Source organism: Actinoplanes aureus, from assembly GCF_015704865.1.
Classification (GTDB): domain Bacteria; phylum Actinomycetota; class Actinomycetes; order Mycobacteriales; family Micromonosporaceae; genus Actinoplanes; species Actinoplanes aureus.
In genome coordinates, this window is sequence record NZ_JADQTO010000009.1 from 36,783 (window position 1) to 56,818 (window position 20,036).

Below are 20,036 nucleotides of genomic sequence, written 5' to 3' on the forward strand. Positions count from 1 at the left end.
TAAAGCCGGCGGAGCTGCTGCCGTTCATCGAAAGCGCCTCCGCCGGCCGCGCCACCGCAACAACAGGGCGGCAAACCCCAAAAACAGGATCAAAACCACCAAAACCCACGCTACGGTACGCCCTACGCCGGCCCCACGGCAGTCGTCCGCCGGATCATCGCGGGTGAGCGCACAGGTCATCATCGACGCACGCCTCGCGCCGTACTCACCGCGCAACGCGTCCCGGAGTTCCTGCCACTGATGACGCGTCTCGACGATGGCGCCGGTCACGGCCTTCTCGAAATTGCGGCCCACCTGGCCCCGCGGCGTTCCCGGGCTCGTCACACTGCCGCTGACCGGGTCGATCAGGCCGTTGTCCTTGTTGAGGGCGGCGTGCGTGACCCGCCGTTCGCAGTTGCCGACGCCGGGAACCCGGTCCTGCAACACGAAGCAACCCGTCGACAGGTCGTGCGGCACGCTTGGTGCGCCGGTGCCACGCAGGTCGAGGACGGGGCTCGGCGCCGGCCGGTTCAGCCCGGGCGGATTGTCGGCGCCGATCGGACGGGCCGGATCCGCCTCGTCGGCCCAGGAACTGTGCGCGTAGAAGTCCTGCACACCGTGCAGGGCGCGCCCGAAGCTCTCCAGGGCCGTGCACTTGGCACGGGACTCGCCGTGCTCCTCCAGGCGGCAGGCGGTGTCGAGGCGTGCCTCGGCGGCGATGACCCCGCCCTGCTCGTCGAGCAGGGCACCGGCGTTGCGGACCGCTTCCTGGAACCGGCGGCGCAGGTGGGCGACGCAGTCGCCGATCGTCGCCGTGGCCTGGTCGCGGGTGCGTGGATAGTCGCCGGCCAGGAAGTCGGCGTCGTCGCAGTGCGCGGCCGGAACGCTCACCTCGGTGCGGTCGGGCGCCCCGACCGCACCGAATCCCCTACCGTCGCCGGCCAGCTGGTCCATCGACACCGGCTGGAAGCAGCCGGCGTCCGGTCCGCGGCCGGCCGGGCAGGCGAGCGCCGCACGGGTGATCCGTTCGTGCTCGCGATGCTGTCCCCCGCCCTCGATCGTTCCGAACCCCGGCAGGAGCAGCGATACGAGCAGTACGGCCCCGGCTCTTGCCGGCATCCTCGCTCCGCCCATGCCGCGACTCCGTCCGATGCGTGCTCGGGGCGCGCTGACCCGGTAAGCCTTCTCCGGTGCGCCCCGGCATGCCTCATCCGCCGCGGATGGGCCTCAGCCTTCGACGCGTCCCGGTGTCCAGCCGCAGACGTCGCTCAGGCGGCCGCGCCACAGCCGGCCTGGTCCGGTCGTGGCCTGACCGGGGCGGGAGATGCGGGCGTTGCGCAGGTGGATGTACTTGGTCGGGGCGGACAACGCCTGGTACTGGCGGTACGAGATCTCCTCGCCGATATCCCGGCTCTTCACGGCGGCGTGGGCGAGGTCGGACTGCTCCTTCACGTACTCGGCCATGCCGACGTAGTAGGCGTCCTCGTGGTCGTTGAGTTCACTGAGCTCGGCGAACCACTGCCACTGCGGGATGAGCTCACCGTCCACGACGAGACCGCCCACGGTCAGGGTGAACGGTGTGCCGGGATCGACGTACTCGACGAGCTGATCCGTGAGTGAGACGTAGTTGGCAAGTACGCCGTCCGGCTCGGACCAGTCGGAGCGGAGGGCGCGGATGTCCAGCATCGGATCAGACATATCCCCAATCTAGGGCAGCGGCCGCCCGCCTGATCGCCTCTTCGCGCAGGTCAGACCCTTCCGGTCAGGAACCGGCCATCACCCAGCGGCCGCGGCCCTGCTTCTTCGCCTCGTACATCGCCATGTCGGCGGTGCGCAGCACGTCGCCGTCCTGGGCCGGCGCGTCCGGGCCGTACGCCGCGATGCCCACGCTCGCGCCGACGTCCAGCACCTCGCCGCGGAACGGGATGGGCTGGGCCACGCCGGCGAGCACCCGCTCGGCGAGCCGGACCGCCTCCGCCTGCGGCAGGTTCGGGCAGAGGAGCACGAACTCGTCGCCGCCGAGGCGTACCACCAGGTCGGTGTCGCGTACCGCGGCGGACAGCCGCTGTGCCACGGTGGCCAGCACCAGGTCTCCGGCCTCGTGCCCGTGGCTGTCGTTGACCTGCTTGAACCCGTCGAGGTCGAGGTAGAGCACGGCGACCGGAGCGGAGCGCCGCGGCATGACTCGTTCCAGTTCGGTGGTGAGCACCGCCCGGTTGGCCAGACCGGTGAGGGGGTCGTGCCGGGCCTGGTAGGCCAGCTGGGCCTGGGCCTTCTCCTGCTCCCGGACGGCGAAGGTGAACCGGGTGAGCACGAATCCGGTGCTCAGCGCGGTGGCGACCAGCGCGACGACCGCGTTGCGCTCGAGTCCGGACTGGAACAGCGTCAGCGTCGGCGCGGTCAGGAAGGCCAGCCCGAGGAAGAGGACCCGGGACGGGTGCAGCACGTTGACCTCGTGGCCGGCACGTGTCAGCTCGGCCCGCCGCGGGTGCAGGCAGGCCGCGATGATCAGCGCGTTGCCGAGCATGATCAGCGGCCCGATCTTGGACACCAGGCTGTAGTCGAGGAAGTACGGCAGCACGTTGTAGGAGATGTCGATCGCCAGGTACAGCACCACGGCGCCGAACAGCAGGCGGGTCGGTGCGGTGCGGTCGCCGGGTGACAGCGCGATGAACAGCACCGCGGCCAGCAGCACGACGTCGGCGATCGGATACAACGCCGGCACGATCACCTCGGCCGCCGTGTACCCCATACCGAGCGTCGGCATGATCAGGAACTGCCAGCTCGCCAGGCCGGCGGCCACGGTGAGGGTGAGCCCGTCGAGCACGGCACTGCGCAGCCGGCCGGGCGCGCGGCGCCGGGCCATCATGGTCAGGGCCACCGCCACCAGCGGGTAGCCGGCCAGCCAGAACGCGTCGGCGACGCCGACCGGAGGAACGCTGGACAGGTAGTAGTAGACGACTTCGATGATGTCGCCGGTCAGCCACAGCGTCTGGGCGATGGCGGTCAGCACCCACGGGCGGCGCTCCGGGCCCGGCGCCGTACGTCTGACCGCCAGCCACGCCATGGTGCACAGCGCCACGTAGGTGACGAGGTAGAGGACGTTGCCGAACGTCGTGTCGTACGTCGCGATCGACCCGGCCACGGCCGCAGTCGCGATGCCGAGCAAGAGCCAGGTCCCGCGGGATGTCATGTGCAGACCTTCGGCCGGCGGCGGTCCGACCTGCGGCCGCCGCCCAGTGTGCTACGCCACACCGACGGGTCAGTGCGCCGTCCCATCCTCCGAGCTGATCAGTTCGGCGATCGCGGCGAAGAACGCGGCGATGCCGGGCCGGTTGGCACCCTTGGCCCGGGACGCGGCGAAGTCCTCCGGGCCCGCCCAGTACACGACGTCGAGCCACTCGTCGCCGGGCAACCGGACGAGGTGAGCGTCGAGGAAGCCGGCACGGTCGGCACGGAAGTCGGCGAGCATGGCGGGACGCGCGGCCAGCAGGTCGCCCGCGCGCTCCGGGTCCACCCGGAAGCGGGTCAGTTCAACGGTGGTCATACCGCGGAGGATATAGTCCAATAACTGGACCGTCCAACAGTTGGACTAAATCTGGAGGTGCGCGTGGTGCGACGTAGCGCACGCAAGACCGAGTCGCCCGATCTCGGCATCCTGGCGGCCCGGCTGCTGTTCGGGCTCCAGGCCGACCTGTTCCGCCGCGGGGCCGAGCTGGGCTTCGGCGACCTGCGACCCAAGCACGGCGCGGTGCTGGCGTACCTCGACGAGGACGGCCTGCGGCAGGCCGAGCTGACCCGGCTCGCCGGGCGGAACAAACAGACGATCGGCGCGATCCTCGACGAGCTGGAGAAGCTCGGGTACGTCACCCGGGTGCCCGACCCCGCCGACCGCCGGTCCCGGCTGATCCTCCCGACCGAACGGGGCCGGCAGTGGATGGAGTTGTCCGACCGCATCGTCGCCGACATCGAGCGACGCCATGCCGAAGCTGTCGGCGCCGAGGAGTACGCCGCTTTCCTCCGGACCTTGACGGCCGTGACCGGCGCTGTCAGACCTTAGCGGTACGCACCTCGCCGGCGCGGTGCAGCAGAAACCCGATGACGACGCCCGCGGCCAGCACCGCGGCGAGCAGGCCCACGGTGAGGATCGGAGACAGGTCGAGCAGGGGGATGAGCAGGGCCAGTGGCACGCCGGCACCCGGCCAGAGCAGCGTCCCGCGGATCCGGCGGCCCAGCTGGGCCTGCATGACCGCGGCACTGAGCAGATAGCCGGCGGTGGCGATACCGAGCACCCATCGGGTCCCGGCGGTGAGGTGCGGGTCGGCGCCGTGCAGCACGGCGTGTTCCAGCCCGACCGCCACGGCGGCGAGCGAGACCGCGAGCGGCAGGTGGATGTACACGTAGAAGTCGTGCACACCGTGCTTGGTGACCTCGTCGCCCTCCACGGCGAGCCGCCGTTTCGCCGCCCCGCCGGACAGATCGAAGTAAATCCACCACAGCGCCGCGGCCGCCGTGAACGCCAGCGCAGCCGTCCCGACCACGGCCGGCTTCCAGCCGCCGTCGTGCAATCCGGTCACGATCGCCGCGACGGACTCGCCGAGCACCAGGATGACGAACAGCCCGAATCGTTCCGGCAGGTGCTCCAGGTGCAGCGGGACCGCGTCCTTCAGCCGGGCCGCGGCCGTCGGCCAGACCACGTCCAGCAGCACGCCCGCACCCCACAGCCAGTACCGGGCCGGCGCCGGGACGGCGAGCGAGGCCAGCCAGATCCCGGCACCCAGCGAATGCCCGATCAGGTACAGCCGGGCGGTCGAGCGGGCCTGCGGTACGTGCCACCACGCCCGTAGGTAGCCCCCGATCAACGCGAGGCGGATCAGGACGTAGCCGAACACGAACCAGCGCCCGGTGGGCTCGTCGATCTTGTCAACGGCGGCCGCCATCGCCACCACACCGGCCATCGCGGTCAGCGTGAGCAGGCGGAACACCGCGTCGTCGGTGTCGAACCGGTTGGCGTACAGGGTCGCGCTGGCCCACGCCCACCAGCCGATCGTCAGGACGGCGGTGAAGATCAGCGCGCCGTGCCACGTCTCGTCCTTCGCCAGCACATCGGCACAGCGCGCGACGAACAGCACGAACGCCAGGTCGAAGAAGAGCTCCAGGCGGGTCGCCGAACGGTTCGACTCCTGGTTGAGGTCCGGCGGCCGGACCGGCTCGACCTGTTCGGCCTCTTCCTCGTCGAGGTCTTCGTGTGTCTGGCTCATGGTGCCTCCCGATCCGCCGCTGCGTGCACCGACGGACTACCCGAGCGGCACCAGATCACACTGCCCGGGCGCCGGGCACGCGAGCCAGCTCGCTCTAGGTCCAGGCGACGCTCAGCAGGACGTTCTCGAACAGCGTCGCGTACCGCTCGTAGGAGTCGACCGGGGCGGTCGCATCGACCCGGAACCAATAGCCGTCGACCGGTACGAACACGGTGGATCCGCGGATCGTCCGGTCCTCCGACGTGATGGTCCAGTCGAACCGTTTGCAGTCGATCGTGAGCGCGGACGGTGCGGGCCGTCCTGACTCCGGGTCCGCGCCGACTCGCGCCCGGAAGATACGCATCGTGGTCTCACCGATGATCCGCAGGCCGTCGCGGGCCAGTGCGCGCCGCTCGCTGACAACCGATCCGACTCGGGGTGAGCGCACGTCGAGTGCGGCGGCGACCGTACCGTCGCGATCGGGTGCGGTGACCAAGATCGACTCCTGGCCGTTCCGGATCGGGTGCTCGTCCGTGTCCTCCCACGCCGCGGGGTAGCCGACGACGAGGCCGAAGGTCGGTTCGCGCCAGGTCTTCAGGCGTACCGCTGCCGCCTCCTGCCGGCGCTCCTCGCCCTCCTGCCACTTGCCGAGCCACCAGCCACCCGCGGTCATCAGCGACACGACGACCATACCCAGCGAAAAGGTCCGCAATGGTCGCCCTTCGAGCCAATGCGGCCTGTCGAAGAAGTTCGCGATCGTCCCGAGCACGAAGCCGAGCGAGCCCATACCCAGCATCGCCGCCATGATCGTGTATTTCGGCACGCATCAATGCTCCCATCTGTCGCGTCTTCCGCTCATGAACGCGTGGTGGGAGTCTGAACGGACCGGGTCCCCGCCACATCGATGGGGGTAAACATGGTCGGATCACGATCCGCGTTCGAACCGGAGCAGGCCCCGTGCGGCAAGATCGTCGGAGGTGACTGCTATCGCGACAATGACGGCGAGGGTCTCGTCGTCTATGACCTCTCCTACTCCTGCGGCTGCCGGAGGACCCGGCACGAGTACCACGACGGCACCGTGACCACGCAAGCGATCCGCCACGGCCGCCGGCACAAGGTGCTCTCCGACGAGCATTCCGAACACCCGGTCTGACGCCGCGGCGGAGGAGAGCCGATGAGCCTGTCCCATGACGTCGTCATCGTCGGTGCGGGCGGAGCCGGGCTGCGCGCCGCCATCGCCGTGGCCGAGGCGGAGCCCCGCCTCAGTGTGGCGCTGGTGTCCAAGGTGTACCCGATGCGCAGCCACACCGTTTCGGCCGAGGGCGGGGCCGCCGGCGCGATAAGCGCCGATGACAGCCTCGAGGAGCACGCGTACGACACGATCTCCGGCGGTGACTGGCTCTGTGACCAGGACGCGGTCGAGAACTTCGTCGCCGAGGCCCCGCGCGAGTTGCTCCGCCTGGAGCACTGGGGCTGCCCGTGGAGCCGGGAGCCGGACGGACATGTCGCGGTGCGCGCGTTCGGCGGCATGAAGAAGAAGCGCACCTGGTTCGCCGCCGACAAGACCGGCTTCCACCTGCTGCACACCCTGTTCCAGACCTCGCTGAAATACTCGAACATCACCCGGTACGACGAGTGGTACGTCAGCCGGCTGCTCGTCGACGACGGCCGGGTCTGCGGTGTGGTGGCGCTGGAGCTGATGTCCGGCCTGATCGAGACGATCACCGGACGGTCCGTGGTGATCGCGACCGGCGGTGGCGGGCGGGTGTTCCCGTTCACCACCAACGCCGCCATCAAGACCGGTGACGGGATGGCGCTGGCCTACCGGGCCGGCGCGCCGCTCAAGGACATGGAGTTCGTCCAGTACCACCCGACCGGGCTGCCGTTCACCGGCATCCTGATCACCGAGGCCGCCCGTGCCGAGGGCGGCTGGCTGCTCAACAAGGACGGCTACCGCTACCTGCAGGACTACGACCTCGGCAAACCCGAGCCGGGCCCGGTGCTGCGCAGCATGGAGCTGGGCCCGCGGGACCGGCTCTCGCAGGCGTTCGTGCACGAGATGGCGAAGGGCCGCACGATCAATTCACCGTACGGCCCGGTCGTGCACCTGGACCTGCGCCACCTCGGCGAGCGGACGATCGACGCGAAACTGCCGATGGTGCGCGAGCTGTGCCGCGACTACGAGCGCATCGACCCGGTCCATGAGCTCGTCCCGGTACGTCCCGTCGTGCACTACATGATGGGCGGCATCCACACCGACCGGAACGGCGTCACTCCCCTCGCCGGCCTCTTTGCCGCCGGCGAGACCGCTTGCGTGAGCATCAACGGCGCCAACCGGCTGGGCTCCAACTCGCTGCCGGAGTGCCTGGTGTTCGGGGCACGCGCCGGGCGCGCCGCCGCCCTCTACGCCGTCGAGGCCCCGCCACCGGCGTTGGCCGTGGAGGCACAGGGCGACGACGAGCGGCGCCGGCTCGACGAGGATCTGCTGCGCCGTAGCGACGGCCCGGACCGGATCTCCTCGATCCGCACCGAGATGCAGGCGATCCTGGAGGACGCCGCCGGCATCTACCGCGACGGCGACAGCCTCACCAAGGCCACCGACAAGCTGCGCGAACTCAAGGAACGTGCGGCCACCGCGGCCGTCGACGACGCCAGCCGGCGCTTCAACACCGAACGGGTGGCCGGCCTGGAACTGGCCGGCATGCTCGAGCTGGCCGAATGCATCCTGCACAGCGCGCTGCGCCGGGAGGAGTCGCGGGGCGCGCACCAGCGCACGGACTTCCCCGAGCGCGACGACAAGCGTTTCCTCGCCCACTCTCTGGCGTACCGCGAATCCGGCGGCTCGCCGCGCGTGTCGCACCTGCCGGTGACCATCACACGCTGGCCGCCCGGCAAGCGGGTCTACGGGAGATGACATGGATCAGATCACGTTGCGGGTGGCCCGGTACCGGCCGGACGACGAGGAGACGGAGCCGGTGCTCGTCGACTACGACGTGCCGCTGCGCCCCGACTGGGCGGTGCTGGACGGCCTGAACTACATCAAGGACGAGCTGGACGGCACGCTGTCGTACCGGTGGTCGTGCCGGATGGGCATCTGCGGCAGCTGCGGCATGATGGTCGACGGCGAGCCCAAGCTCACCTGCGCCACCTTCCTGGTGGACCTGGCCCCCGGCCCGGTACGCATCGAGCCGCTCGCCAACTTCCCGGTGATCCGCGACCTGATCGTCGACCTCACCGACTTCATGCACAAGCTGAGCAGCGTCAAGCCGTGGCTGATCCGCCAGGACGAGCAGCCGGTCGAGGACGGCGAATACCTGCAGACACCCGCCCAGCTCGACGAGTTCAAGCAGTTCAGCATGTGTATCAACTGCATGCTCTGCTACGCGGCCTGCCCGGTGTACGGGTTGGACGGCTCGTTCGTGGGCCCGGCGGCGATCGCGCTGGCACACCGTTACGACCTCGACTCGCGCGACGAGGGCGACCGGCAGCGGCTCACCATCCTGGCCCAGCCGGACGGTGTCTGGGACTGCACGTTCGTCGGGGAGTGCTCGACGGCGTGCCCCAAGGGCGTCGACCCGGCGGGCGCGATCCAGCAGGCGAAGCTGGCGGCCGCGCAGGAGGCCATGAAGTCCCTGCTCCTCCCCTGGCGGTCGCGATGATCTCCCCGTTGGAGGCCAGGTACTACCGCCGGCGCATGCCGCTGCTGTGGTGGGCGCACCGGCGCTCGTACGCGATCTTCGTGCTACGCGAGCTCTCCAGCGCGTTCGTCGCGCTGTTCATCGTGGAACTGCTTCTTCTGGTACGCGCGACGGCGCGCGGCCCCGCGGCGTACGAGAGCTTCCTGGACACCATGGCCCACCCCGCCATGATCGTGCTGAATCTGATCGCGCTCGCCTTCGTGCTGCTGCACGCGATCACGTTCGCCAACCTGACCCCGCGCGCCATGATCGTCCGGTTGCGCGGCCGGCGGGTGCCGTCGCGCGTCGTCCTGGCCGGCGTCTACGCCGGATGGCTGCTGGTCACGGCCTTCCTGGCCTGGCTCCTGGTGGCGGCATGACCAGCCCGCGCCGGGTGACACCCGAGCCGTTCGTCTGGTTGATGTTCAGCGCGGGCGGGGTGGTGGCCGCGCTGATCCTGCCGGTCCTGCTGGTCCTGTTCGGCGTGGCCATCCCGCTGGGCTGGGTGGAGGCGCCGGACCACGCACACCTGCTCGCCGTGCTGCGCCATCCACTCACCCGGCTGGCCCTGTTCGGGGTGTGCGCCCTCGCGCTGGTGCACGCCGCGCACCGGCTGCGCTTCACCGTCGAGCACACGTTCCGGCTGGGCCGCTACGACCCGGCGATCGCCACGGTGACCTACGGCGCCGCGGCGGCCGGCGCGGCGGCCGCCGCCTATCTGCTGCTGACCGCCTTCGGCTGAGGGCGGAGCTTATTGAAAACAGTCTTCACAGATCGAGTGTCCTGTATGTAGCTTCGGGAGATGCGTACTCGTCTCGCAGTTCTCCTCGCTTGCGTGCTGTCGCTGACGGCCGCCTCGGCACCGGCCGAGGCGACGCGCCCGGCGGTCGCCCTCGGCAGCGTCGTGCCCGCACCCGTCGAGGTGCGCCCGCACGGCTCCGCGTTCCAACTGACTGAACGCACGGTCATCGCGGCACCGCGATCGGCGCGGGCCGTGGCCGAGCGTCTCGCGGAAGCACTCCGGCCGGCCACCGGATACCGGCTGCCCGTGGTCGACCGGGCCCGGGGCGGCACGCCGGTCATCTCGCTCGCGTCCGGGCGGGAAGAGGCGCGGCTCGGTGCGGAGGGTTACCGGCTGCGCGTACGGCGCTCCGAGGTCACGCTGCGGGCCAACAGCAACGCCGGCCTGTTCGCCGGCGTGCAGACCCTGCTGCAACTGCTCCCGCCGGCGATCGACGCGGCCACCCCGCAGCGCAACCGGTGGACGGTGCCCGGCGGGGAGATCGTCGACTACCCGCGGTTCGCCTATCGCGGGGCGATGCTCGACCTGGCCCGGCACTTCCACACGCCGGCCGAGATCAAGCGGTACATCGACGAGATCAGCCGCTTCAAGGTCAACCACCTGCACCTGCACCTCTCCGACGACCAGGGATGGCGCATCCAGATCGACTCGTGGCCGCGGCTGACCACGGTCGGCGGCGCGCCGGGTACCGGTGTCGACGGTGCCGGCGGCGGCTACCTGACCAAGGCGGACTACCGCGAGCTGGTGCGCTACGCCGCCGGCCGGTACGTGACGATCGTCCCGGAGATCGACATGCCGGGTCACGTCAACGCCGCCCAGGTGGCGTACCCGGAGCTGACCTGCGACGGGGTCGCCCCGCCGCCCCGCACCGACACCGCGGTGGGCTACAGCTCGCTCTGCATCGGCAAGGAGGTCACCTACCGGTTCGTCGAGGACGTGATCCGCGAACTGGCCGCGATGACGCCCGGGCCGTACCTGCACATCGGCGGCGACGAGGCACACGCCACCACCGACGACGAGTACCTGACCTTCCAGGAGCGGGTGCTGCCGCTGGTGGCCCGGTACGGCAAGATCGCGTACGGCTGGAACGAGATCGCCCAGGCACCCGCCGCCCGCCGGGCGGTCGCCCAGTACTGGGGCCTGACCACCGAGAACGCGACACTGGCGGCGGCCGTGGCCGGCGGCACAAAGGTGATCATGTCGCCCGCCAACCGCGCCTACCTGGACATGAAGTACGACCCGGCCACCCCGCTCGGGCTGAACTGGGCGGGCTACATCGAGGTGCGGACGGCGTACGACTGGGATCCGGGCACCTACCTCACCGGCGTACCGGAGAGCGCGGTGCTCGGCGTGGAGGCTCCGCTGTGGTCGGAGACGCTGCGCGACCTGGACGACATCGAGTTCATGGCGTTCCCGCGGCTCGCCGCGATCGCCGAGCTCGGCTGGTCACCGGCGCGGGACTGGGCGTCCTTCCGGACGCGGCTCGGAGCCTACGGGCCCCGGTGGGAGCAGCGCGGTGTCGGCTTCTACCGCTCGCCCCAGATCGACTGGGCGGGGTAGCCGGCGAGATCAGCTGAGAAATACGAAAGGGAAAGGAGACCAACTCCTTTCCCTTTCTAACGTATATCGCACCCCGGGGCTTGCGGCAAGACCCGGGTGAGGGCGCAAAATCGCTGGCCGAGGCCGGGAACCCGACGGAACGGAAATCTTCGAACGCGATTCCGCTCCCGGCCTGCCTAAGGAGAGAAGTGACAGTTCACTCTCAGTCAGCTGTGCCCGAAACCACCGCGAACCGGATGTCGCACGCCGAGGTGATCCAGGCACTGTCCGGGCTGATGCTCGGCGTGTTCGTCACCATCCTGGCGTCGACGATCGTCTCCAACGCGCTGCCGCGCATCATCGCCGATCTGGGCGGCAGCCAGTCGGTCTACACCTGGGTGATCACCGCCGAGTTGCTGGCGATGACCGCGACCGTGCCGCTCTGGGGCAAGATGGCCGACCTGCACAGCAAGAAACTGCTGATCCAGCTCGCGCTGGTGCTGTTCGCCTCGGGCTCGCTCATCGCGGGTCTCGCCCCGGACGTCACGGTGCTGCTGGCCAGCCGCATCGTGCAGGGCATCGGCGCGGGCGGGATGGGCGCGCTCGCGATGGTCGTGATGGCGGCGATGATCCCGCCGCGCGAGCTGGGCCGCTACTCCGGCGTCTTCGGCGCGGTCTTCGGCGTCGCCACCATCGCCGGCCCGCTCATCGGCGGGGTCCTGGTCGACACCTCCTGGCTGGGCTGGCGCTGGTGCTTCCTGATCGGCGTGCCGTTCACGCTGGCCGCGATCGCCCTGCTCCAGAAGACGCTGCACCTGCCGGTGGTCCGCCGCGAGGTGACCATCGACTGGCTGGGCGCGCTCCTGATCATGTCGGGCGTCTGCACCCTGCTCATCTGGTCGAGTCTGGCCGGCCACCACTTCGCCTGGGGATCGTGGCAGACCGCGGTGTTCGTCTGCGGCGGCGTGCTGCTGCTCGCCCTGGCGCTGCGGGTCGAGTCGCGAGCCGCGGACCCGATCGTCCCGCTCGGCATCTTCCGCAACCGCACGCTCAGTCTGGCCGTGGTGGCCAGCACGCTGGTCGGGGTGGCGATGTTCGGCGGCACGGTGTTCCTGTCCCAGTACTTCCAGATCTCGCTCGGCAAGTCGCCGACGGTCGCCGGGCTGATGAGCCTGCCGATGGTCTTCGGTGTGCTGGTCTCCTCCACCGTCAGCGGGCAGCTGATCACCAGGTTCGGGCGCTGGAAGGCGTACCTGGTGGCCGGTTCGGTGGTGATGACCGGCAGCCTGCTGCTGCTCAGCACCATCGACGCGGACACCGGCATGGTGCGGCTGGCGGCCTGCATGGCGCTGCTCGGCATCGGTGTCGGCATGCTCATGCAGAACCTGATCCTCGCCGCGCAGAACGACGTGCCCGCCGCCGACCTCGGCGCTGCCACCTCGACGCTCACCTTCGCCCGCAGCATGGGCGGCGCGATCGGGGTGAGTGCACTGGGCGCGGTGCTCGCCGAACGGGTCACCTCGCTGTTCACCGAACGGCTCGGCCCCGCGGCGACCACCGGTGGCACGGTGCCGGACGTGAGCGTCCTGCCGCCCGAGCTGCTGGCGGTGGTCAAGGACGTCTACGGCACCGCGACCGCGGACCTCTTCCTGGTCGCGGCGCCGATCGCGTTCCTCGCCGTACTGGCGGTGCTCTTCATCCGGGAGAAGCCGCTGTCCACGCTCACCGGCGACGAGCGCCGCGCCCGCGAAGCCGGTCCGGCGCCGGAGTCCGCCTGATACGCCCGCGGCTCATCGAGCCGCGGGCGCCTGGCCCGCTCAGAGCGGCGACGCGAAGTTCTGCGTCCAGTACAGGGTGCCCTTCGCGGACTTCGTCACGCCCACCCCGATGTGCTTGTAACCGCAGTTCAGGATGTTGGCCTTGTGCCCGGCACTGTTCATCCAGCCGTCCATGACGGCCGCCGGGGTGGTGTAGCCGGCCGCGACGTTCTCGGCGACGCCGCCCCAGCGGTAGCCCTCGGCGGTGACCCGGTCACCCATGCTCGCCTCGCCGGGCAGCTGGTGCGACATGGTGTTCTTCTCCGCCTGCAGGTCGGAGTGCTTCTGCGCAGCCTTGTGCAGGCGCGATTCGCCGGCCAGCGTGCCACAGCCGGCCTTCTTGCGCTCCTGGTTGACCAGCTGGATCACCTCGGTGATCACGCCGGAGTCGGCGGTGGACCCGGATCCGCCGGTCTCGCTGGGCTTCGACGTCTTGGTGGTCTTCGTCGGTGCCGGGGACGGGCGCTTGCTCGGCTTGGTGGAGGTGCGGCTCGGCCGGGGAGCCTTGGTCGCCGTCGGTGAGGGCCGGCTACTCGGGCTGGCTCCGAGGCTCGCGGTCGCGGACGGCGCGGGCACTGTCACCGACGGAGCCGCCTCGGGCTCCTGCTCGCTCTCCACCACGGTGTCAGCCGGGGCGCCGTCGGAAGCAGTCGCGGCCAGGCTGGAGTCCCGGTCTCCGGAGGGTGACTGCGCCGAGGCGATCCCGGCGTAGCCGACACCGATCGCGCCGAGTGCACAGGTGGCGATCAGGGCGTAGCGGAGCCGCCGGGAGGGAGGGGTGGGCACGAACTTTCACCTCGATCTTGTGGGCACGGACGTATCGCCCGGCTCAGGTAGGGCCGGGACCACTATCCGTGCCGACACCAGAGATCGCGAGATCCTAAGGAAGCCTTAAGGATCAACTCATGGAAAGATAACGCCGCCGCTCCCCCAGACGATCAGTCGGCGTAGAAGAACTCCGAGTGGGGTCCTCCGTACACCAGCCGGGCACCCGTACGGTCGAAGGCGGTGAACTGGAGCTGCGGGTCACCGACGCCCTCGGCCACGTAGTGCATCACCGACTTGGGGTCGTACTCGGTGAGGTCGACGGTGCCCTCCAACGACTCGGGGTTGAAGATCTCCGGCGCCCCGGGCCGGATGTGCTCGTGCCGGAAGCCGAGGGCGTGGCCGAGTTCGTGGCGCATCACGCCGACCGTCGAGAACGGACCGTTCGGGTCGAAGAAGCCGTCGAACGCCCAGACCACACGCTCGGTGACCGCCTGGTCGGGGAAGAACGCCATCGCCACCACGCTGCCGCCACCCTGCTGGCGCACCACGGGGAAGGTCACCTCGCCGAACTGCAGGCCCTCGTCGGTGTCCTTGGCCACCACGTGCTCGAACTCGATGCCACAGATGCTCTGCCAGTCGGCGGTCGCGGAACGCATGCAGCTGACGACCGCCTCGTACTCCTCGTCCCGGGTGAACGACGGGCGCCACACCGCGTAGGTCAGCTTCCGGCCGGGGCGCCAGCGCAGGGTCTTCCCGTCCCGTTCGATGCCGAGCAGGCCCTGCTTCTCGGCGTTCGGGTCGCCGTTCACCGCCTCGGCGATCTCGATGCGGCGTGCGGCGTACGACAGGACGCCGGCCTCGCTGAGGCCGATGTCGCCCTCGACGACGAACTTCTCGGTCTTGATGCCGAGCGGTTCGCAGACCAGCTGCACCCGCGGCGCCTCGGTCTTGATCTGATCCACCAGTTCGGTTGTCCTGATCATCTTGCCTCCTTGTCGGGTTCCGGTTCGGTCAGGTCAGGCCGAGATGGCGGGCGAAGTCAGCGCCGGCCATCCGGTCCACCAGCCGCAGTTCTCGCTGGATGTCGGGGCCGCCGAGCGTCGTCTCGCGCTCCATTAGCCTCTCCCGGGTCGCGATCGAGGACCGCGTGCCGACCAGCCGTTGCCCGACGATCTCCTCCGCCAGCAGCTGGTCGAGTTCGCGGCTCCGGTAGGTGGCGGGGTTCTCCCGATAGGCGTGCATCGAGGCCGCCACCCAGGTACGGACGTCGAACACCACCGGGGCGGACTGCATCCGGAGCCGCTTGCTCCCGACGAGCCTCGCCTGCTCCTCACGCTCGGCGCCCCACGGCAGTACCTCCGCCAGACGCCGGCCACCGAGGGCGAGCCAGCGGCGGTCCATCAGTGCCGCTGCGACGATGGGGACGTCATCGGCGTACGTCTTGGACGGTCCTTCGATCTGGCCGTAGGTCTCGGTCCACTCAGCCGGCGCCGGCGTCTGGACATGGTCGAGGAATCGCCGGCACAGGGCGACGCGCAGCATGCGCGTCGGATACCGCCCCGGCTTCTCCACGTTGATCGGCTCGAGCCGGACCTCGTCGCGTGCGTCCGCCAGCTCGACGGTCAGGCTCTCCAGGAACGCGCTGCCGGTGGCCAGCACGCCGATCACATCGGCGAAGATCTCGTCGCGCCAGGCCGACCAGACCTTCTTCCGTACGCCGCCGGCGTCCTTCTCGAAGGCCGCTTCCCTGATCGCGGTCGCCGCCTCGCCGACCAGGCGCAGATCCTCCGCGATGACGTGCCCGACCTCGTGGCCGATCAGGCAGGTCTCGGGCATGCGGTTCGCGATGTCCCACGGCATCCCGATGACCGGCACCGGCAGCTGTTGCAGGGCGGCCTCGAACACCTGGAGATCCTTCGCGTCGAGGCCGGGTGGATGCAGGGTCTTCGTACGGGCCTGGGCGAACGGTGTGCGGTCGGTGCTGTAGAAGACGAGCGGGGGTTCCCGGACTTCGGTGGCGGACACCCCATGCGCGGCGGAACCGGTGGCGGCGTTCAGGAACGGCTGGTAGCAGGCCCAGGCCAGGTCGTCGGCCGCACCGAGGTGTGCGGTGAACGCCGCGGTGTCCCGCTGACTGAGTTTGTCCCGGAAGAAGTCCCACACCAGGTGGACGCTGCCGACACCGCGCCGCAGCTTCGGCAGATCGTCCACCGTGCCGGCGAACGGCGGCTCGGTCGCACGGGCGACCGGTGTGCCCTGCACGATGGCCTCGAGCATGCCGCTGAGGTAGTCGCTCAGGCGCAACACCTGGGTGTGGTGCTGGGGCAGGTCGCCCTGCTTCGCCGTACGCCGGAGCCATCGCTGGAGGTCGGTGTCGAAGCCGGCCGCCCTGGCCCGCAGCCGCTGGATCGAATCGTCGAAGAGGCTCATCACGCCCTCCCCAGTTGGTAGCGCCGGTCTGGACGGTTGGTGCTGACCGCGATGGCGTCCCGCCACCTTGATCGGTCGAACTGCAGGTCGCCGGCGATCTCGGCCAGCGTTCTTCCGTACCGGAGATGCTCGATCAGCCGCCGCAGCCGGGCCGCACCGCCGGCCGGCTCGTCGCCGGCCTTCCACACCGAGAGGACGTAATCGGCCATCATGCCGCCTCGCAATCGTCCGCCACTCGAAACTAGAGCCGGCGCGGAGGCGATAAATACCTACAACCCGACGGAATGCCGGTCGGATCATCCAAACCCGAGTACTGGAACGTCCACACACACGTCGGGAAGCCCCGCCGACGGCCACGCGACCAGCAGGGTGAGGACGTCGCCGGCCGGCCTGCTCAAGACGAACTCGGCCGTGGCGCGGTACGCCCGGTCGTCGCCGCCGAACGAGCAGGTGTGCGGCTCGACCCAGACCGCGTCGCGGTCGTGCACCGCCGCGATGGCCGCACCCGGGCCGCGTGTGCGCAGATACCCGGGATCCGGGACGCTGGGCGGGGGCCGGGACGGCGGGTAGTCGCCGGCCATCGCGGCCCGCGCTCGTTCCTCGCCGGCCACGCTGAGGATCTCCACCGACAGCGCCGTACCGACGGCGGTGAGGCGGGTGAGCACGACGGCGGCGTCACCATCACGGCTCAGGACCCGCGGCGCCGCGACGATCCGCCCCGCCTCGATGGCCGGCTCGTCGACGTCGAGACCGCCGACCCGGTGGCGCAGCGGATCCGGGGGACGCCCCACCCGCAGCGGCGCGTCCCAGATCGAGATGGTGTCGCGTTCGACAGTCGCTCGATCCGGCAGCGACAGGTCGACCACGGTCTCCGGAAACCCGATCTCCGGCCACGCGAACACGACCGGCACGTGGTCGAACAACGGCGGAAGGGCGAGCACGGTACGCAGACTCGGCCCGTGGGTGCCCTCGAAGTGGTCACCGCTGCTCGACGACCACGAGCCGAACTCCCAGTGCGCCCGCCCGCTCTGATCCAGCCATCCGACCCGCAGGTCGATGCCCTCGTCATACGGCGGCAGGAGCCGGCGCGGGGCCGCCGGTGGCCCGGTACGCCCGGCGCGGATGTCCGCCTGCCGTTCGCTTGCGTCGCGCCGGTCCAATGGACGGCGCGCCAGCAGGTCGAGCTCCAGCCCGGTGGGCCGGGAGATCGCGTGCACGATGCCGACGGTCAGCTCCGGTCGCTCCACGATCAGACCCGCGTCGTGCGCCGGCACGCCCAGCGTCTCCGTCATCGATCTTCGCCGCGGGCCGGGTCCAGCGGCTGACGGTATCCGAGCAGATCGAAGATCAGGGCCACGGCGGGGCTGACGCCGACCACCGTGATCCGGTGACCGGACCGCACCGCCAGCTCATGCGTCCTGAGCACGGCACGGGCGCCGGCGCAGTCGATGAAGTCGACCGCGCCCAGGTCCATTTCGATGGGACCGGGCAGGGCCGGAAGCGACTTCTCGAACTGCTCGAGGAAATCCGGCGCGCCGACCAGATCCAGATCACCGCTCACCGTCAGCCGGGCAGCGGCCTGTTCGCCCGCCGGCGTGACGGACAGCTCCGGACTCCGAGCCGCTGGTTCCCAGGGCAGGTCCATTGATCCTTCTCAACTCAGCCAGTCCTTCACGATACGCGCGGGTTGCCTCTATTCAGCGATACGGTCCGAGATCCGGTTTCCCGAGCCCGGGTGGGGTACCTACCCTCATATCGAGCATCGCCGAACAAAGGCATTCGGATGGAACATCCCGTGCGGGTCGACGTCACAGCGCAGGACACGGTCCGAGTCGTCCTCACCGGATCGGTGATTCTGGTACGGCACGACGAAGTCCTCCTGCTTGTCGATCGGGCGATGAAAACCGAGCCGTGCACGCGGATGTCCGTCGACCTGAGCAACGTCACGTCGCTGGACTCGTCCGGCGTCGCCCTGTTGCTCCTCCTGCGTCGTCGTGCTCTTCGAGCCGGCGCGACGTTCCACCTGCACGGGACCCGTCATGATGTGCGACAGCATCTGCAGATGGCCGGCCTGACCATGTTGCTCGGACTGACCGCGCCCGCCACCGACGCGGCCGTACCCGCGCACGGCGGCGCCGACGGCCGGGTCACGGCCGAGGTCGAAGTCCTCGACCAGCCGTTCGGACTGGACGACATCAGAATCGTGCGGCACCGCCTGTCCAGGTACGGCGTCAGTTCCGGCATGTCCGAGATGGACCAGTACAAGCTGCTGCTCGCCGCGACCGAGGTGATGGCCAACTCGGTGCGGCACGGCGGTGGCCGGGGACACATCCGGGTCACCAGCCGTGGCGACCACCTGATCCTCGAGATCAGCGACCACGGCCCCGGCATCCCCCGCCGCTATCTGGAGGACCGCCCGCGGCCCCGGCCCGGCCGGATCGGCCTGGCCGGTCTGTGGCTCGTTCGCCGGATCTGCGATCGGGTGGACATCGACACCGGAGCGGGGGGAACGATCGTGCGGCTGACCGTCGCCGCACCGCGCTGAACAGCATGGACGAGCCGCGGGACCTGCTCATGACGGCCTACCGGGTGCTGGGCCGGTCACTGAACCTGCACCGCAACGCCGCCATCGCCGTGCGGCTCGCGGTGCCGGCGCTGGCCGGGGCGGCGGTACTCGTTCTCACCTTCGACCAGCAGGCGCACTGGTGGACACCGGATCGGAAGGGTACGGACGTCCCGGCCGAACTGCCCCGGTGGATGCGGGACGTCCTCGCCGAAGCGGACGGCATCCGGGCGCGCCCGCTCCCGGCCGGCCGGTGGCCGCTGCCCGGCGGTACGGAGCACGACGGCCACGGGGTGGTCGTACGCCTGTCGTGCGCCTACCAGTGCCAGGGCGTGCTGGTGCTGCTGCGCGGCGCGGATCAGCCGGCCGCCGCCGACGCAGATCTGTCGCTCGCGGCGCGGTTCGCCGCACCGGTCAGCAACGCTGTGACGGCGGCCCTGCTCTACCGCGACCAGGTTCGACTCGCCGAAATCCTCCGCGCGGCCCTGCTGCCCGCCCCGTTGCCGTCGGTCGCGGGCATCGAGCTGGCGTCGGCGTACCGGCCGGCACGCGAGGCGCAGCGCATCGGCGGCGACATCCTGCACGTCGAGTCCCTGGACGGCGAGAGCGCACTGTGTGCTCTGGGCGACGTATGCGGCAAGGGCGTCGAAGCGGCGGTGGCCGGCAACCGGCTGCGCATGTCCCTGCGAGCCCTGCTCCCGGTCACCAGGCAGCCGCTGGACATGTTGAACCTGCTCAACGAGGCGACCTTCGATCCCGAGGGCGCGGACGTGACACAGTTCGCCACGCTGCTCATCGGCGTCGTGCGGGTGTTGCCGCACGGTGGCGCTCTCGTACGGCTGGCCGCGGGCGGTCACCCACCCCCTCTGGTGGTGAGGCACACCGGCGTGGTGCGAGCGCAGCAGATCGGCGGCATGATGCTCGGAGCCGACCGTCCGGCGCGGTTCGCCGAGGCCGTGATCCGGCTCGCGCCGGGCGAGAGTTGCGTGCTCTACACCGACGGTGTGATCGACGCCGAAGGCGGCCCGCGCGGAACGGCGTTCGGTCAGCAGCGGCTCGTCGCGCTGCTCACCGAGTACGCCGGCAGGCCGGCCGCGGTGGTGGCGGAACGGATCGAGCAGTCCACGAGCGACTGGCTGCACGGAGCCGATCACGACGACATCGCGGTGCTGGTGGTACGAGCATCCTCGTGAGCACCGGCTGACCACATCGACGATCTTC

The 20,036-nt window shown here is 70.1% G+C and carries 22 protein-coding genes; 10 read left to right on the top strand and 12 right to left on the bottom strand.

Annotated elements, in window-relative coordinates:
• Positions 1 to 24: 24 nt before the first annotated feature.
• The 4 genes from I4J89_RS20060 to I4J89_RS20075 form a co-directional block, all read right to left on the bottom strand.
• Entirely contained in the window at positions 25 to 1,098 is a 1,074-nt protein-coding gene (locus tag I4J89_RS20060; protein WP_196415535.1) for a CinY protein, read from the bottom strand.
• A gap of 108 nt (positions 1,099 to 1,206) precedes the next feature.
• Positions 1,207 to 1,677 carry a GvpU-like protein gene (locus tag I4J89_RS20065; protein ID WP_196415536.1) on the bottom strand — a complete coding sequence of 157 codons (471 nt, stop codon included), beginning with the start codon at positions 1,675 to 1,677 and terminating at the stop codon, positions 1,207 to 1,209.
• A 64-nt stretch (positions 1,678 to 1,741) separates the two neighbouring features.
• On the bottom strand, positions 1,742 to 3,172 hold the full coding sequence (locus I4J89_RS20070) for a GGDEF domain-containing protein (protein ID WP_196415537.1): 1,431 nt from the start codon (positions 3,170 to 3,172) through the stop codon (positions 1,742 to 1,744).
• Between the two features lie 69 nt (positions 3,173 to 3,241).
• Positions 3,242 to 3,526, bottom strand: a complete 285-nt coding sequence (locus I4J89_RS20075; protein WP_196415538.1) for an antibiotic biosynthesis monooxygenase — start codon at positions 3,524 to 3,526, stop codon at positions 3,242 to 3,244.
• A 66-nt stretch (positions 3,527 to 3,592) separates the two neighbouring features.
• Here I4J89_RS20075 and I4J89_RS20080 point away from each other — a divergent pair, with 66 nt between their 5' ends.
• Positions 3,593 to 4,039 carry a MarR family winged helix-turn-helix transcriptional regulator gene (locus tag I4J89_RS20080; protein WP_196415539.1) on the top strand — a complete coding sequence of 149 codons (447 nt, stop codon included), beginning with the start codon at positions 3,593 to 3,595 and terminating at the stop codon, positions 4,037 to 4,039.
• Here I4J89_RS20080 and I4J89_RS20085 read toward each other — a convergent pair.
• Both I4J89_RS20085 and I4J89_RS20090 read right to left on the bottom strand, forming a co-directional pair.
• On the bottom strand, positions 4,029 to 5,240 hold the full coding sequence (locus I4J89_RS20085; protein ID WP_196415540.1) for a low temperature requirement protein A: 1,212 nt from the start codon (positions 5,238 to 5,240) through the stop codon (positions 4,029 to 4,031). The two genes, I4J89_RS20080 and I4J89_RS20085, sit on opposite strands and share 11 nt — an antisense overlap.
• A gap of 94 nt (positions 5,241 to 5,334) precedes the next feature.
• Positions 5,335 to 6,042, bottom strand: coding sequence for a hypothetical protein (locus I4J89_RS20090; RefSeq protein ID WP_196415541.1), 708 nt, complete (start codon positions 6,040 to 6,042; stop codon positions 5,335 to 5,337).
• A 93-nt stretch (positions 6,043 to 6,135) separates the two neighbouring features.
• On the opposite strand from I4J89_RS20090, the gene I4J89_RS20095 reads away from it, so the two are divergent.
• The 7 genes from I4J89_RS20095 (at position 6,136) to I4J89_RS20125 (ending at position 13,015) form a co-directional block, all read left to right on the top strand.
• Positions 6,136 to 6,372 carry a hypothetical protein gene (locus I4J89_RS20095; protein WP_230859293.1) on the top strand — a complete coding sequence of 79 codons (237 nt, stop codon included), beginning with the start codon at positions 6,136 to 6,138 and terminating at the stop codon, positions 6,370 to 6,372.
• Between the two features lie 21 nt (positions 6,373 to 6,393).
• Positions 6,394 to 8,133, top strand: a complete 1,740-nt coding sequence (frdA, locus tag I4J89_RS20100) for a fumarate reductase (quinol) flavoprotein subunit (RefSeq protein WP_196415542.1) — start codon at positions 6,394 to 6,396, stop codon at positions 8,131 to 8,133.
• Between the two features lies 1 nt (position 8,134).
• Positions 8,135 to 8,878 (top strand): succinate dehydrogenase/fumarate reductase iron-sulfur subunit, encoded by a 744-nt coding sequence (locus I4J89_RS20105; protein ID WP_196415543.1) that lies wholly within the window; start codon positions 8,135 to 8,137, stop codon positions 8,876 to 8,878.
• Positions 8,875 to 9,276 (top strand): fumarate reductase subunit C, encoded by a 402-nt coding sequence (locus I4J89_RS20110; protein ID WP_196415544.1) that lies wholly within the window; start codon positions 8,875 to 8,877, stop codon positions 9,274 to 9,276. Before I4J89_RS20105 ends, I4J89_RS20110 begins: the two co-directional genes overlap by 4 nt.
• Positions 9,273 to 9,638, top strand: coding sequence for a fumarate reductase subunit FrdD (gene frdD / locus I4J89_RS20115; protein WP_196415545.1), 366 nt, complete (start codon positions 9,273 to 9,275; stop codon positions 9,636 to 9,638). Before I4J89_RS20110 ends, frdD begins: the two co-directional genes overlap by 4 nt.
• Before the next feature lie 60 nt (positions 9,639 to 9,698).
• On the top strand, positions 9,699 to 11,258 hold the full coding sequence (locus tag I4J89_RS20120; RefSeq protein WP_196415546.1) for a beta-N-acetylhexosaminidase: 1,560 nt from the start codon (positions 9,699 to 9,701) through the stop codon (positions 11,256 to 11,258).
• A gap of 212 nt (positions 11,259 to 11,470) precedes the next feature.
• Positions 11,471 to 13,015: an MDR family MFS transporter gene (locus I4J89_RS20125; RefSeq protein ID WP_507236529.1), complete on the top strand. Its 1,545-nt coding sequence runs from the start codon at positions 11,471 to 11,473 to the stop codon at positions 13,013 to 13,015.
• A 39-nt stretch (positions 13,016 to 13,054) separates the two neighbouring features.
• Here the strand turns inward: I4J89_RS20125 and I4J89_RS51530 are convergent, their stop codons facing one another.
• The 6 genes from I4J89_RS51530 to I4J89_RS20155 all read right to left on the bottom strand — a co-directional run bounded on the left by I4J89_RS51530 (position 13,055) and on the right by I4J89_RS20155 (position 17,897).
• Complete coding sequence (locus I4J89_RS51530) at positions 13,055 to 13,840, bottom strand: CAP domain-containing protein (RefSeq protein ID WP_196415547.1); 786 nt, start codon at positions 13,838 to 13,840, stop codon at positions 13,055 to 13,057.
• A gap of 152 nt (positions 13,841 to 13,992) precedes the next feature.
• Complete coding sequence (locus I4J89_RS20135; protein WP_196415548.1) at positions 13,993 to 14,805, bottom strand: matrixin family metalloprotease; 813 nt, start codon at positions 14,803 to 14,805, stop codon at positions 13,993 to 13,995.
• Positions 14,806 to 14,833: 28 nt separating this feature from the next.
• Entirely contained in the window at positions 14,834 to 16,252 is a 1,419-nt protein-coding gene (locus I4J89_RS20140; protein WP_196415549.1) for a hypothetical protein, read from the bottom strand.
• On the bottom strand, positions 16,252 to 16,464 hold the full coding sequence (locus I4J89_RS20145; protein ID WP_196415550.1) for a hypothetical protein: 213 nt from the start codon (positions 16,462 to 16,464) through the stop codon (positions 16,252 to 16,254). Before I4J89_RS20145 ends, I4J89_RS20140 begins: the two co-directional genes overlap by 1 nt.
• Before the next feature lie 84 nt (positions 16,465 to 16,548).
• A complete protein-coding gene (locus tag I4J89_RS20150) occupies positions 16,549 to 17,544 on the bottom strand; it encodes a hypothetical protein (protein WP_196415551.1) in 996 nt (331 codons plus the stop codon).
• On the bottom strand, positions 17,541 to 17,897 hold the full coding sequence (locus tag I4J89_RS20155; protein WP_196415552.1) for an STAS domain-containing protein: 357 nt from the start codon (positions 17,895 to 17,897) through the stop codon (positions 17,541 to 17,543). Before I4J89_RS20155 ends, I4J89_RS20150 begins: the two co-directional genes overlap by 4 nt.
• Before the next feature lie 138 nt (positions 17,898 to 18,035).
• On the opposite strand from I4J89_RS20155, the gene I4J89_RS20160 reads away from it, so the two are divergent.
• The gene (locus tag I4J89_RS20160) at positions 18,036 to 18,797 is read left to right on the top strand and encodes an ATP-binding protein (RefSeq protein ID WP_196415553.1); all 762 of its coding nucleotides are present in this window, start codon (positions 18,036 to 18,038) and stop codon (positions 18,795 to 18,797) included.
• Positions 18,798 to 18,802: 5 nt separating this feature from the next.
• Positions 18,803 to 20,008, top strand: coding sequence for a PP2C family protein-serine/threonine phosphatase (locus I4J89_RS20165; RefSeq protein ID WP_196415554.1), 1,206 nt, complete (start codon positions 18,803 to 18,805; stop codon positions 20,006 to 20,008).
• Positions 20,009 to 20,036 lie beyond the last annotated feature (28 nt).

What these genes read in the sequence shown, in the direction of transcription:
- I4J89_RS20070 (WP_196415537.1), bottom strand. Translation starts at nt 3,172, where the DNA reads ATGACATCCCGCGGGACCTGGCTCTTGCTCGGCATCGCGACTGCGGCC.
- I4J89_RS20140 (WP_196415549.1), bottom strand. Translation starts at nt 16,252, where the DNA reads ATGAGCCTCTTCGACGATTCGATCCAGCGGCTGCGGGCCAGGGCGGCC.
- I4J89_RS20150 (WP_196415551.1), bottom strand. Translation starts at nt 17,544, where the DNA reads ATGACGGAGACGCTGGGCGTGCCGGCGCACGACGCGGGTCTGATCGTG.
- I4J89_RS20165 (WP_196415554.1), top strand. Translation starts at nt 18,803, where the DNA reads ATGGACGAGCCGCGGGACCTGCTCATGACGGCCTACCGGGTGCTGGGC.
- I4J89_RS20155 (WP_196415552.1), bottom strand. Translation starts at nt 17,897, where the DNA reads ATGGACCTGCCCTGGGAACCAGCGGCTCGGAGTCCGGAGCTGTCCGTC.
- I4J89_RS20065 (WP_196415536.1), bottom strand. Translation starts at nt 1,677, where the DNA reads ATGTCTGATCCGATGCTGGACATCCGCGCCCTCCGCTCCGACTGGTCC.
- I4J89_RS20105 (WP_196415543.1), top strand. Translation starts at nt 8,135, where the DNA reads ATGGATCAGATCACGTTGCGGGTGGCCCGGTACCGGCCGGACGACGAG.
- frdA (WP_196415542.1), top strand. Translation starts at nt 6,394, where the DNA reads ATGAGCCTGTCCCATGACGTCGTCATCGTCGGTGCGGGCGGAGCCGGG.
- I4J89_RS20120 (WP_196415546.1), top strand. Translation starts at nt 9,699, where the DNA reads ATGCGTACTCGTCTCGCAGTTCTCCTCGCTTGCGTGCTGTCGCTGACG.
- I4J89_RS20095 (WP_230859293.1), top strand. Translation starts at nt 6,136, where the DNA reads ATGGTCGGATCACGATCCGCGTTCGAACCGGAGCAGGCCCCGTGCGGC.
- I4J89_RS20110 (WP_196415544.1), top strand. Translation starts at nt 8,875, where the DNA reads ATGATCTCCCCGTTGGAGGCCAGGTACTACCGCCGGCGCATGCCGCTG.
- I4J89_RS20085 (WP_196415540.1), bottom strand. Translation starts at nt 5,240, where the DNA reads ATGAGCCAGACACACGAAGACCTCGACGAGGAAGAGGCCGAACAGGTC.
- I4J89_RS20135 (WP_196415548.1), bottom strand. Translation starts at nt 14,805, where the DNA reads ATGATCAGGACAACCGAACTGGTGGATCAGATCAAGACCGAGGCGCCG.
- I4J89_RS20160 (WP_196415553.1), top strand. Translation starts at nt 18,036, where the DNA reads ATGGAACATCCCGTGCGGGTCGACGTCACAGCGCAGGACACGGTCCGA.
- frdD (WP_196415545.1), top strand. Translation starts at nt 9,273, where the DNA reads ATGACCAGCCCGCGCCGGGTGACACCCGAGCCGTTCGTCTGGTTGATG.
- I4J89_RS20145 (WP_196415550.1), bottom strand. Translation starts at nt 16,464, where the DNA reads ATGATGGCCGATTACGTCCTCTCGGTGTGGAAGGCCGGCGACGAGCCG.
- I4J89_RS20060 (WP_196415535.1), bottom strand. Translation starts at nt 1,098, where the DNA reads ATGCCGGCAAGAGCCGGGGCCGTACTGCTCGTATCGCTGCTCCTGCCG.
- I4J89_RS20075 (WP_196415538.1), bottom strand. Translation starts at nt 3,526, where the DNA reads ATGACCACCGTTGAACTGACCCGCTTCCGGGTGGACCCGGAGCGCGCG.